The 12,282-nt window shown below is 61.9% G+C and carries 9 protein-coding genes; 6 read left to right on the top strand and 3 right to left on the bottom strand.

Annotated elements, in window-relative coordinates:
* Window positions 1-21 precede the first annotated feature (21 nt).
* The gene (locus BN1724_RS10035) at window positions 22-585 is read left to right on the top strand and encodes a TetR/AcrR family transcriptional regulator (protein WP_058235250.1); all 564 of its coding nucleotides are present in this window, start codon (window positions 22-24) and stop codon (window positions 583-585) included.
* A gap of 308 nt (window positions 586-893) precedes the next feature.
* Here BN1724_RS10035 and BN1724_RS10030 read toward each other — a convergent pair whose 3' ends face one another.
* Window positions 894-1,700: an endonuclease/exonuclease/phosphatase family protein gene (locus BN1724_RS10030; RefSeq protein WP_058235249.1), complete on the bottom strand. Its 807-nt coding sequence runs from the start codon at window positions 1,698-1,700 to the stop codon at window positions 894-896.
* A 28-nt stretch (window positions 1,701-1,728) separates the two neighbouring features.
* On the opposite strand from BN1724_RS10030, the gene BN1724_RS10025 reads away from it, so the two are divergent.
* Window positions 1,729-2,532: a glycerophosphodiester phosphodiesterase gene (locus tag BN1724_RS10025; protein ID WP_058235248.1), complete on the top strand. Its 804-nt coding sequence runs from the start codon at window positions 1,729-1,731 to the stop codon at window positions 2,530-2,532.
* Between the two features lie 116 nt (window positions 2,533-2,648).
* Here the strand turns inward: BN1724_RS10025 and BN1724_RS10020 are convergent, their stop codons facing one another.
* Window positions 2,649-3,530: a hypothetical protein gene (locus BN1724_RS10020; protein ID WP_058235247.1), complete on the bottom strand. Its 882-nt coding sequence runs from the start codon at window positions 3,528-3,530 to the stop codon at window positions 2,649-2,651.
* Window positions 3,531-3,867: 337 nt separating this feature from the next.
* Between BN1724_RS10020 and BN1724_RS10015 the strand changes: the two genes are divergently transcribed.
* The 4 genes from BN1724_RS10015 to BN1724_RS10000 all read left to right on the top strand — a co-directional run bounded on the left by BN1724_RS10015 (window position 3,868) and on the right by BN1724_RS10000 (window position 10,224).
* Window positions 3,868-4,359 (top strand): hypothetical protein, encoded by a 492-nt coding sequence (locus BN1724_RS10015; RefSeq protein ID WP_058235246.1) that lies wholly within the window; start codon window positions 3,868-3,870, stop codon window positions 4,357-4,359.
* Window positions 4,360-4,386: 27 nt separating this feature from the next.
* Window positions 4,387-7,284 (top strand): ATP-dependent RNA helicase, encoded by a 2,898-nt coding sequence (locus BN1724_RS10010; protein WP_058235245.1) that lies wholly within the window; start codon window positions 4,387-4,389, stop codon window positions 7,282-7,284.
* 133 nt (window positions 7,285-7,417) lie between these two features.
* Window positions 7,418-8,749 (top strand): MATE family efflux transporter, encoded by a 1,332-nt coding sequence (locus BN1724_RS10005; RefSeq protein ID WP_058235244.1) that lies wholly within the window; start codon window positions 7,418-7,420, stop codon window positions 8,747-8,749.
* Between the two features lie 35 nt (window positions 8,750-8,784).
* Window positions 8,785-10,224 carry a methyltransferase domain-containing protein gene (locus BN1724_RS10000; protein ID WP_084253158.1) on the top strand — a complete coding sequence of 480 codons (1,440 nt, stop codon included), beginning with the start codon at window positions 8,785-8,787 and terminating at the stop codon, window positions 10,222-10,224.
* A gap of 122 nt (window positions 10,225-10,346) precedes the next feature.
* On the opposite strand, the gene asnB is transcribed toward BN1724_RS10000, so the two are convergent.
* The gene (asnB, locus tag BN1724_RS09995; protein ID WP_058235242.1) at window positions 10,347-12,227 is read right to left on the bottom strand and encodes an asparagine synthase (glutamine-hydrolyzing); all 1,881 of its coding nucleotides are present in this window, start codon (window positions 12,225-12,227) and stop codon (window positions 10,347-10,349) included.
* Window positions 12,228-12,282: the final 55 nt, after the last annotated feature.

The raw sequence follows: 12,282 nt of genomic DNA, 5'->3' as shown, positions 1-12,282 counted from the left end.
AACCCATCCGAGGTGAGCAGCATGACCGCGTCCGTTAGAGGAGCCCGCCGTCGAGAAGAAATCATTCTCGCCTGCGCGGACATCATTCGTGAATCCGGTCCGGCAGCTGTTTCTCACCGCAGTGTGGCCCGCCGGGTCGGCTGCTCCCTCTCCGCCACCACCTATTACTTCGCGGGATTGACGGAGCTGTTGGCTGAGGGTGGGAAGGTCAACATCGAACGCTGGGCCCAGCGCGCAGAACGAGTCGCCACGGAAGCGGAGGCTCGAGCGGATCCGCTCAGTGAGGACGAGGTCACGGACCTGATCATGCGAGCCTGTCTCCCCTCCGACGAGACTCTGCTGAGTCACTATTTGCAGCTGCTCTCAGCAGGACAGTTTGAACCGGTCGCCCAGGCCTATGCGTCGGGGCGTGCCCGCTTGGATGCAGCGCTGCAACGGGTCCTCGCGCGGTCGTCGGCAGAGTCCGTCTCACCGCAGCTTTTGCTGGCCGTGATCGACGGCGCCGCGGTGTCCGCTCTCTCTGAAGGGCGCGCCGTGCATGACGACGCTATTCCCCTGGTTAAACATCTGTTGAAAACTGCATAACATTGGATTCACCAGGTGTTTTACGGTGTTCCACCGTCTATAGCCGTTAGCTTTCACAGCTAAACACAGGTCCGGGTATTAATTCCCAGGAAAGCCGAAGGTCCACCACAGTGAAAACCCTGCTTAGAGTAGTTATATAAGTCTTACGCACCGCCGGAGCGGCCACCCACTGAGGAGGGGGTGTCCGCAGCACAACCGGTAGTGCTGGGGAAAGGGATGACCCCGGCCTGTGGGGACAGGCCGGGGTCCACTTTTTATGAAACGCGGCCACGATGCAATAAACACACCGAGGCGCTACACCCGGAAAACTACAGGAGATCCGCCACCACCGGCGCGTGATCACTCGGCCACCGGCCACCGGGCCGCTCTGTCACCAGCGAACAGGTGAGAACCTGCCACTCGGGACTTACCATAATCCAGTCGATCCGCACCCCACCGGGCTGAGGCTCTCCGTAGTCAATAAAACTGCCAACCTCAGGCCCCGCCGGCGCCTGGGCACTATCCCACGCATCGAGCAGGTCGCCCGTCTCCGTCAGAATCCGATGAGCAGGACTTGCCGACCCACAGTTAAAGTCCCCGGTCAGCACCACTCGATCACCGCGGTCCGCAGCAGCCTTCGCCGTCGCGAGCAGGATTTTGGCCCCTTCCCGCCGCGCCTGCTCGGAGGCATTATCGAGATGAGTATTGAGGTGGGTGAGGACCGAGCCATCGCGTCGATCCCGAAGCCGTGCAGACACCACAATGCGGGTGCACCCAGTGTCCCAATCCCGCGACCCGATGACATCCGGGGTGGTGGAGAGCCAACGCTGATCCCACTCCAGCACCTCAAAACGATCCCGCCGCACCAGAATGAGGTTCGCTTCGCCATGGCTGCCGCCGTCGCGCCCGTAGCCGAGCACCTCGTACTGACCTATCAGCGCTGGCATTAAATCAGCCCGCTGATGAGGCAAAACTTCCTGCAATCCCATCAGGTCCGGCTCGTGCAAAGCCATCAGAGCCAAGGCGCCCGGACCCCTCGATGGCCAATGGTCAGGATCTCCCGGCAGAGTCTCCCCGGTGTCCATCCGAATGTTGTAGGTCATAATTCGCAGGCCATCACTACGGTGCAATCCCATGGCACCAAGCTAACCCTAGGATGTCCTTATGGAACACCGGCCATCGTCCGCCGCCCATCTACACTTCTCACCCCAGGAAGAACGGTCGCAAACACCGGGTACCCCACGTTCACCACTGGTCATCGGTCATCGCGGAGCCGCCAGCTTCGCACCCGAAAACACCCTCTCATCTGTGCGGCATGCTCTGAATGACGGAGCCCGCGCGGTTGAAGTGGATGTCCACGCCACTCGCGACGGCGCGGTCGTCGTCCACCACGACGCCACCTTGGACCGGACCGCAACCGCGGGCAGGACCACAGGCGCTATCGCCGATCTCACGCTTGCTGAGGTGCGGGAGTGCCTTCTCGCCGATGGTGAGCCGGTGCCAACGCTGGATGAAACCCTGGCACTGATGGGATCCGCACCCCTGGCTGACGGGTCGGCTCCTCAGCTGCTGATCGAGATAAAGGCTGATGCGGCCGCCGAACCGGTAGCACGACGTGTCCGCGACACTGACGCCGCCGTCCGCGTGCGGATCATTTCGTTTTCTGTGACAGCTCTTGAACGGGTCCGCCAGCTTGCACCCGAGCTTCCCTGCACACTTCTGGCCGACGTTCCCTCCCCGGAAGTAACCGAGGCCGCAAACGCATTGGGGATTGATCAAGTTGCCTTTAGCGTGGCAGGAATCGACCCTAAGGCGTTTGCAACCGAACATGCGGCCGGTCGCACCGTCGGAATCTGGACTGTGCACACCTATGACCAGGTTCGGCGGGCCCTTGCCTGCGGAGTCAGCACCCTCACCGCAGACGATCCGGCGTGGTGCCAGGCTTGCGTGGATAAGCTGCTGACCTGATCCCGCCAGCGCTATTCCGCCGCACGGAGTTCTGACCAGGGGCGACAGCCTCCCATCACGCGCTGCGCCAACCACCTCAGCGGGCACAGTTCAGGTTCGCAGTTCACGTTCACAGTTCAGGTTCGCAGGTCGATCCCGAATACACGCCGCACCTGCGCCACCACGTGACGCGAATAGCGCACATCGGAAGGGGAACTCGACCACGGAACAAAAAGCCCCGGGTAGTCCGGATGCGTAATTCGACCGTGTGTCTTCCCAGAGGTACGCACCTCAAAACCCGCCTCCCGCAGCCGGGCGAGGAGTTCACGGCTCGTCGTGGGGTGCCGCGTCCCTAGCCCACCCGATCGAGGCCGAGCCGACACATCGGCGACCTCCCCCTCACCGGGCTGACCGTGTCTAAATGCGGCGCCGCGAACATACTCGGTGATCTCAGGCCGCACGGCGAGTGAATACCCCCGCGTAAACACCCCGACCACCGTGTTGTGTGCCCGCTCCACCTGGACGCATAGCTGGCCGCGTAGAAAATGGTCGCTGCGCCCCGCATCACTAGTCCACGCCTCGTGCGGGTCGGCAACCGTCAACACAATCGCGTCGCGGTCAAGGGAGTCGATTCCTACGAGCCGCAGCTGTTCTTCGCCGGGAATAGTCAGCGGCTTCATCGAACGGTCGTCATCCAACGTCACCAGAGCATCTGCGGGAGGCGGGGACGGCACCGGCACGATGGATATGGCGGTAGGCCGCCGACGGGGGCTGCGTTGAGCCTCTAATCGGCCTGGTGTGGGTTGGGCCGATGGTTGGGTCGGGTTTCCCAGGCCAAAGGATTGGCAGTCACCAGGGGCGGGAGCCTGGGAGCCCTCCCGAGAAGACGAACTCAACGTGTCAACATCCTGACGCGGTCGATCGCGAAGGTGACTGGTCCAGTCCACGGGGCGCACCCGGCGGGCAGGGTCAATACTCCCGCGCAAAACGCCCGGGTTCGGCTTGCGAGCCTCCCGCATCTGCCTTCACCTCTTAAGTGTCTAAAAGTCGCCACGCGTGACGGTGCGTACCCAGTTTTCGTCACACACATGGCCTGCACCCGGCTCAAGAAACGCTGTACCTGCACGCATATCTACGCGAGCAGGTTGGTATAGGACGACCGTGTCAGCGAGGTTACCGTGTTGAACAGATATAGTCATGCGCTCACGCCATCGTCACACCCGCAGTCCCGCGCGGTTCACTGTGAAACCTTCCGCCCCAGCCAGCGGTCGGCTACATTGGGCCCCGCGTGCCCTGTCATCGCCACCCGTGCGCGACAACCCCACTGTGAGCCGTGACCATCACGTTAGGAGCCTCATGCGCCGAGTTCTTGTGCCCGCGTCCCTCCTCATGGTCGTCACAGCCTTAGCCGGCTGCTCCGGAGGCAATGAACAAACCACCCCGTCGCCATCCACGGCCTCCTCATCCACCCCCTCAGGCAAGGTGGTGGTCACGGAGAAAAGCACCGCCACAACCACACCTAGTGCCCCGGACGGCGCATACCAGCCTCTCGACCCCTCAGCCATTGCCTCGACGTGCACATATGAGGGGACGCACCTCCTGGTGAAGGGAGCGGAGGCATCAGATCCGGCTGTGTCACCGCGTCAAGGCAGTGAGCTCACCCTGAGGTTTGGCAGTGTGCACGCTAAAGCAAACCATTCCGCTCAGGTCGATATTGTGACCATCATGAATGGCCAAACCACAGCTCATACGAACCTAAGTCTCGGCGATACCTTCTCCCAGGGCCCATGGACATTCTCGGTCAGCAGTATCTGCGAGAACCGGATCGAAGTGGACCTGACCAACTAGTTATCTCCTAGTTGCGACAATGGCGTCGTGCCCAGACCATCTCACCCCCATGCCGCGCCCTCATCGACACGTCCGTTCAACCTTGAGCGCATAGGGCGCGGTCTCGCGGCGGTCGATCTGCTGGCTGCGCTCCCATCCACACTCGCCCACGGCAACGGGGTGGCCGTCATCCAGGCACCGCCAGGGTCGGGGAAAACCACGCTCATACCTCCTGCGATCGCGAACCTCACCTCAGCCCAACGCGTGATTGTCACCCAGCCCCGTCGGATCGCCGCCCGTGCAGCAGCCCGACGTTTAGCCCAGCTGACCAGCACATCCGTCGGCGACATAGTTGGATTCAGTGTCCGCGGCGAGCATCGCATCGGACCCGAGACAGTGATCGAGTTCTGCACCCCGGGTGTGTTACTGCGTCGTGTGCTCACCGACCCTGAACTCGCCGAGATCGGCGCCGTCGTCCTGGACGAAGTGCACGAGCGCGCTCTCGACACCGACCTACTGATCGGTATGCTCCGCGATCTAAGAGAACTGCGCGATGATCTGAGCCTGGTCGCAATGTCCGCCACGGTAGATGCGGACCGCTTCGCCCAGGTGCTTGGCACCGACACCTCGCCGGCTCCGATCCTCAGCTGTCCGGCGACCCAGCACCCGCTGAGCGTGCGTTGGGCACCGCCGTCCGGTACTAGACTCGGCCCGCGCGGGGTGGAACGGGATTTCCTCGACCATGTCGCCCGGGTGGCGGTAACCAGTTTGCGCGAAGCACTCAGCGATGAGCCGCTGAGCAACGCGCTGGTTTTTGCTCCCGGTGTGCGGGAAGTTGAACACATCGTCCAACGCGCCCGCTGCCTAGCCAACGACGATATGGACGTCCTCTCCCTGCACGGTGGGCTCACCGCGCGCGACCAGGATCGGGTGATTGCGGGGCGCAGTGCCTCAGACCGTGCGCGCCTCATCGTGTCGACGGCTGTCGCCGAGTCCTCCCTGACAGTGCCCGGTGTCCGCCTCGTCATCGACACCGGGCTTGCTCGTGAGCCACGGCGCGATTCCGTGCGGGGCATGCACGGCCTAGTCACCGTCTCCGCAGCATCGGCTTCATGCGCGCAGCGTGCCGGTCGCGCAGCCCGGCTGGGACCGGGCACTGTGGTGCGCTGTTACAGCGAATACGATGCCGCCCGCGCTCCGGCCTTTCCCACCCCGGAGGTCCGCACGGCTGATTTGGTTGATGCCGTGTTGACCCTCGCGTGTTGGGGCACACCTCGCGGACGAGGACTGCGTCTGCCCGAGCCGTTACCGGACAAGGCCGCCGACGACGCTGAGCAGACACTCAAGAATTTGGGCGCCGTGCACCCGGATGGATCCGCCAGTGCCTATGGCAAAAGGTTAGCCCGTATTCCTGCCGACCCGAGGCACGCCCACGCCTTGATCCGGGGAGCTGCGGTGCTGGATGCGGACGGCAGATCATCGCGCCCAGGTGCCCGACGGGCGGCTGAAGTCATCGCTCTGCTCACCTCAGATGTTCGCTATCCGGACGCGGATGTGACGGCCGTTTTAGGGCGGCTCCGACGAGGTGACGACTCCGCTTTGGCGGCATCCTGGCGGCACGAACGAGATCGGCTGCTCCGGCTACTCGGGACACCCGAGGCAAGCTCAGCCGGGCTGCCGGTGGCCAACCGTCTCCCAGGTGCTGATCGCCAATCGGAACCCGGCCCTCCAGGCGTCACCCAGCCAGACGCTACCCATCCAGCCGTCGCCCAAACAGACATCACCCGACCAGACATCGCCGATAACGTTCGCCGTGATGGAATTCCAAACCAGCTGGCTGACGGCCTGATCCTCGCCCTGGCTGCACCCGAGCGTATCGCCCGGCGGGTCTCACCCAGAGTGACCTCCTCCGACCGCACCCAATATCTCCTCGCGTCAGGAACTCGCGCCACAGTGCCGCACGGATCCGCGCTCGCACACCACGAATTTCTTGCCGTTGCGGATGTGACCCGAACCCCCGGGGCCAAAGCCCATGAGGCCGGTGCGGTGATCCGGGCGGCAGCACCGATCAATCTCGACGTTGCGCTATTGGCCGCACCTGGGTCACACCGACACACGGTGCTCACTGACATCACCCGGGACGGCGCCATCTCAGCGCGCCGGGTAGCCAGGCTCGGTGCCATCGAATTATCGTCCACTCCTATGAGCCCGCCCGCTGAGCAGGCCATTCACGCTGTCGCCGAGCATCTGATCCGCGAAGGCATAGGGCGCCTTCGCAACTGCCCAAAGGCCGACGACCTGCGCCGCCGACTGATGTTTGTGCATGCTCATGTAGGTGCGCCATGGCCGGATGTCAGTGACGCGGGTCTGGTGACCGTGCTGACCCAGCATGAGGATGTTCTCGCCACGGTAATGTCATCCTCCTCGTCCCCGACGCGAGTTCCCTCTCTGCTCGAGGTGCTGCGCACTCTACTGCCCTGGCCGGAAGCTTCCCAGCTCGATGAGCTAGCCCCAACGCATCTGAACGTTCCGTCCGGGTCCCGGGTTCGGCTGACGTATCCGGCTCCTGAGGACTATCCCCGCCCCACGTCAGAGCCCGTATCCGATAGCAGCAAGTCCTCGAACGTGCTGCCGACACCCGCACCCGGTGGTGATGCGAGCGCGAGCACCTTGCCTCGGCCCGTCGTCGCCGTGAAACTTCAGGAGTGCTTTGGGCTTGAACGCACTCCGTCTCTTCTTCACGGTCGGGTCCGACTCCTCTTCAATCTGCTCTCCCCGGCGCGCCGACCGGTCGCAGTGACCGACGATCTCGCGTCTTTTTGGTCAGGCCCGTATCAGGAGGTTCGCAAGGAGATGAGGGGACGGTATCCGAAGCATCCGTGGCCCGAAGATCCTTGGACGCATGAGGCAACTGCTCTCACCACGCGCAGGCTACGCGACGCTTAGGGCGACTGGAACGGTTATGAAGCTGCTCTATAGCGCTGAGGGAAAGCATAGGCAACGGCGCGGCGCATATCTGCGGGCTCTGCCGGCCCGATATGGCGTGTTCTGCGCAGCGAGCAGGAGTTCCAACTGAGTGATGAGCAAGCAATCAGCGACATCGCGTCGTCTCCTGCATCCCGGTGAGCTACTTCGATACACCTGGCCACCGCTGCTCGCCTCGGTCGGCAGTATCGCGGTCGGGCTCACGGATTCACTGCTCGTCGCTCACTATTCCACCCCGGCGCTCGCCGGGGTTTCTTTGGGCGCAGCGCTGTACGAGCTTCCTATCAACGCCTTACTCAGTGGGCTCATGGCCTACCGGATTCTGGCGCCGAGACTTCGCAGCAATAATGCTGGCTACCGTGAAACCGCGGGCTTGCGCATTATGCTCGGACGGCTTTTACCGATCGCCGCTTTTCTTGCAGCTGTCATAGCAGCATGTTCCGTGATCGGATATTTCAGCACAGATAATGCCATGTGGTCCGACGCTTTAACGTATAGCGCGGCGCGATCTCCCAGCCTCGTTTTCGAGATTGCTAGTTCGGCGATGGCTGTCACATTGGTGGTGTGGGGGCGGACCCGAATACCACTTCTCGTGTTTGCAATTTCTGCGCCTGCAAATCTGATTTTTGACTTCTTTTTTGTGTACGGCATCGCTTTGGCACCTGAACTCGGCGCTCTGGGCGCGGGAATCGGGAGCACTCTCAGCACCGTGTTACCTGTTCCCATTCTCCTGGCACTCATCGCAAAGTATCGCACTCGACAACGCACTGACCACACGGTGCTCAGCACGTATGCAGGATGGCCAAAACTGGCCTGGCCAGCGGTGGGGTCTGCCGTGGTGGACTACGGCGGGAACATTGTGTTCACCCTGCTTCTATCGTCGGCGGGAGCGGCGACGCTGGCCGGAATGCGGTTCGGAGTTCAATTGCACCTTCTGGCATTCATTGCGATATCCAGCGCATCCTCAGGAGCGTTATACATTCTGGGCCAAACGTACGCGGAAAACCCTGATCATATACGACGCGGAGCCCCACAGGTGCGTCAAATGTTTTGCGTGATCGGTTTTATTGTGGGCGCGACTATTCTTCTGACCGGTTTAGCGGTCTCGCCGATTCTTTCCCCGGATCACACCGTGGGCGATGCTTTTCGATTATCGATCGTTATTGTGTCGGTACTGTGCCCTATCGCCGGTTTAACCTACGGCAATGTCACGCTGTTACGTCTATATGGTCTGACCAACCGGGAGTTCGCGGGTAATGCGATGGGAGTATGGGTCGCGCAAATCCCCGTGGCTCTGATCCTTAGCCTTATCGTCGGCGGCATTTTCCCCTTTATTGGGCTCGCCGCCTACTGGATTCTTCGATGCACGATCAGTCACGTCCAGGTCAGAGAGTATGTTCTGCGGCAGGGCACAGGTGCCGGGTGAACAGCGAGCCTGTGCGCTTTTACACTGGTTCTGCCATGCCTTCCACCTCGCTTTCTCGCAACGCAGTTGCCTCACCCCGCACGCTGTGCAGCCATTTCGATGCGCACCGCTGTCGCTCATGCACCCTGCTCGATATTCCGTATGCGCGTCAGATTCATAGTGCCCAGCAACGAGTCGAGACCATGCTCGCACCCGTCGCGCCTAGGTTGCGCTGGCTGCCGCCAGTTTCGAGCGCTGTCACAGGTTTCCGCAATAAAGCAAAAATGGTGGTGGGCGGTTCCACCAACGCCCCTGTGCTCGGACTCGTGGATCCCGAGGGACGGCCCGTCGACCTCACTGATTGTCCGCTGTACCCGCCGATTATCCACGCTGTTCTTCCGCTGGTGGCCTCGTGGCTGCGGCGTGCCCAAGTGCCTCCCTACGATGTGAGGCTCCGCCGGGGCGACGCGAAATTCGCACTCGTCACGTGCTCGCCAAATGATCAGGTGATGGTGCGGATCGTGCTGCGCAGCCCTAAACCCGTCCCGCGTCTGCGCGAGCACCTGCCGGCCTTGCTGCAGGCCGCGCCTGCGATCCGGGTAGTGTCGATCAATATTCAGCCCGAACATAAAGCGGTGCTGGAAGGCCCACAAGAGATAGTGCTGACCGAGCACAGCACCCTGCCCATGCCCCTCGTGAGCGCATCGGCGGCAGCACACACCCCGGCTACGGTGCAACCGTCTACAGCGCAATCACTCGCGGCAGCACACACCCTAGCGGCGGCGCACTCACCGGTGTTGGTGGGCACGCAGGTGTCCGCACAGACCCAGCCCGAGCACCCCACCACCGCAATTACGCTGCATTTGCGCCCGCAGAGTTTCTTCCAGACGAATACCGCCGTGGCCGCCGCCCTATACGACCAAGCTCGCACCTGGATTAACGCCCTCCAGCCTGCGACGGTGTGGGATCTTTTCTGCGGAGTCGGTGGATTCGCCGTGCACGCGGTGGCACCGGGCCGTTACGTCACCGGGGTGGAGCTGTCAGACCAAGCGATCGACAGCGCCCGGCGCAGCTTTGCGGCGCTGAGAGACGCTCACGCCGAGATGAACGCGAGTATGCAGACAACCGCGGGCGCACATACGAGTGCTGAGCTGAACTCGAGTGCGGAAATGGACGTGAGCGCTGACAAGACAGCCGAAAGCCTGCACGCGCAGTTCATCGCCGCCGACGCCCTGGCCTGGGCACGCGCACAGCTCACCCATCCCGATCTCGTGATCGTGAATCCGCCGCGGCGCGGTTTGGGTGAGCTTGCGCATCTGCTGGAATCCAGCACAGCCCGGCACGTCATCTATTCCAGCTGCAACCCCGAGTCGCTAGCGCGGGATCTTGCGGCAATGCCGTCGTGGCGGGCCGAGGAGGCGCGACTGCTCGACATGTTCCCGCACACCACGCACGGTGAGGTCATCGTGCGTCTGGTGCGCCCCGCTGGCAGCTAAGCACCCATACGAGCGGCCCGCCGAGGTGACCTGGACAGTCATGTCCGTCCAGGTCACCACAGTCAGACGAAGTCGCGCCAGTCAGCCGAGGTTCAGTTCGTACCGCGGCCCCGATCGCACCCTCAGTGCGCGGTCGGGCTCTGGTCGATGAACTCCCGCATCCACAGCTCGACGTTGACCAGGCGCCACAGAGGCGCATTTGCATTACCGATCCGACCAGCGATGTAGTCATCAAAGGCCGCGAGAATAGCTTTCTGGTCGAACCACGGGCGCGAACCAAATGATTCCGAGGCCAAAATGGAACGGATTTCTGAGTGCATGGAGCGGAACCACTCGTCCTGAGGCGTCGTGAAGCCGATCTTGTTGCGGCGCCCGGAAATGCTGCCGGGCAATAGCCCCCGGGTGGCGTCGCGTAGGGCCCGCTTATTCCAGCCCGCGTGAATAATGGCGTCGTCGGAAAGGCTGAATAGAAACTTTACGACCTCCTTGTCGAGGAACGGCACGCGCCCCTCCAAGGAAAACCGCATGGTGTTCTTGTCTTCGTACCGCAGAAGAGACGGAAGTGAGTTCTCAAAAAGGTCCTGCACTAGGCGCTTTTTCAGATTGCGTTGCTCCACGGGGAAAGATTCGCCTCGATAGGCTTGCACGAATCCCTGACGCAGGAACGACCGGTTATCGACGTTCTTGGCCCGTTTCAATTTACCCAGTACCCTAAAGCGGCCCAGGCGCCACAAAATGTCGAGGGAACGCACGAATTCCAACGCAAGTTTCAGGTAGCGACGGCGGTCGCGCAGCTGACGGAAGTACACGAAGTAATACGGGATGTATCCGGCCATCATCTCGTCGGCGCCCTGTCCGTCCAGCAACACCGTGACGTGCTTGGTCGCTTCGCGCATCACGCAGTACTGGGCGTAAGGGCCGGTGGAGATGATCGGTTCTTCCTGGGTGCGCACGAAGTCGCGCAGGTCCTCTAAAAATCCGGACGGCGAGGGCTTGATTTTGTGGGCGTTGACCTTACCCGCGCAGAGCTCAAGCACATCGTCAACGTACTTTTCTTCATCGTTGATCGAGTTCGGGAACACCGCCGAGAACGTATTTTGCTGCGACCCGACCGATGCGGTCGATGTTTGTTCCCCGTCGGCAAGCAGTTTATTAATCACCACCGCGACCGCAGACGAATCGAGTCCGCCAGACAATGAGGTTCCCACCGGAACCTCTGACTGCAAGCGCAACCGCACCGATTCCACGAATCGGCGTCGGTATTCCGCGACCGCAGCGGCGTCATACGTCCGTTCGATATGGGAATTCTCGAGCAGTTCCTGGCGCAGCCTGGTGTAGGGCTCGCGGCGAACCCCCTGATCGGTCAGGATCATCATTTCGCCGGGCTGGAGACGTTCAATCCCGTGGAAGAAGGTTTCCCGGCCCTGCTCGTGGATGCGGTGCATGATGTAGCGGTAGATCGCGCGTTCATTGGGCCGCGCGGTTATTCCGTCGTACGCGAGAATGCCTTTGATCTCCGAGGCGAAAAGAATCCCCGGTCGGCCATCGTCCTGCGACACCTCGGCGACATAAATCGGTTTGATCCCAAAGTGATCTCGTGACAGCACCAGAGTGCGTTCCTGGCTGTCCCATATCGCCAGTCCCCACATGCCGTTAAAGCGGTCGAACGCTTGTGTTCCCCATTCGGCATACGCCTGAAGAACAACTTCAGTGTCGGAGTCGGTGCGGAAGGTCCGACCCAAGTCCTCTAGCTCAGCGCGCAATTCCAGATAGTTGTAGACCTCACCGTTGTAGGCAAGGGTGAAGCGTCCATCCTCGGAACGCATCGGCTGTTGGCCGTGGTCCACGTCAATAATGGCGAGCCGCTGATGAGCGAGGCCCACACCGTCATCCACAAAAGTCCCGGTTCCATCCGGACCTCGATGCTGCTGGCAACAGTTCATGTTCTCCAGCAACGCTTCACCGGCATTGGTTAGCCCGTGATATCCCGCAATTCCGCACACAGCTCGTCCCTTTCCGCCGAGCCACTCGGCCCGTACGACATGCCTTGAGTCTTCC

The sequence above is a fragment of the Devriesea agamarum genome (genome assembly GCF_900070355.1).
GTDB classification, from domain to species: Bacteria; Actinomycetota; Actinomycetes; order Actinomycetales; family Dermabacteraceae; genus Devriesea; species Devriesea agamarum.
The sequence above is the reverse complement of the archived record's forward strand: the minus strand, read 5'-3'. Positions and strand labels throughout refer to the sequence as shown.

Bases quoted from the DNA above. Each gene is read 5' to 3' on its own strand.
- BN1724_RS10025 (WP_058235248.1), top strand. From the start codon at position 1,729: ATGGAACACCGGCCATCGTCCGCCGCCCATCTACACTTCTCACCCCAG.
- BN1724_RS10000 (WP_084253158.1), top strand. From the start codon at position 8,785: ATGCCTTCCACCTCGCTTTCTCGCAACGCAGTTGCCTCACCCCGCACG.
- BN1724_RS10035 (WP_058235250.1), top strand. From the start codon at position 22: ATGACCGCGTCCGTTAGAGGAGCCCGCCGTCGAGAAGAAATCATTCTC.
- BN1724_RS10030 (WP_058235249.1), bottom strand. From the start codon at position 1,700: ATGGGATTGCACCGTAGTGATGGCCTGCGAATTATGACCTACAACATT.
- BN1724_RS10005 (WP_058235244.1), top strand. From the start codon at position 7,418: ATGAGCAAGCAATCAGCGACATCGCGTCGTCTCCTGCATCCCGGTGAG.
- BN1724_RS10020 (WP_058235247.1), bottom strand. From the start codon at position 3,530: ATGCGGGAGGCTCGCAAGCCGAACCCGGGCGTTTTGCGCGGGAGTATT.
- BN1724_RS10015 (WP_058235246.1), top strand. From the start codon at position 3,868: ATGCGCCGAGTTCTTGTGCCCGCGTCCCTCCTCATGGTCGTCACAGCC.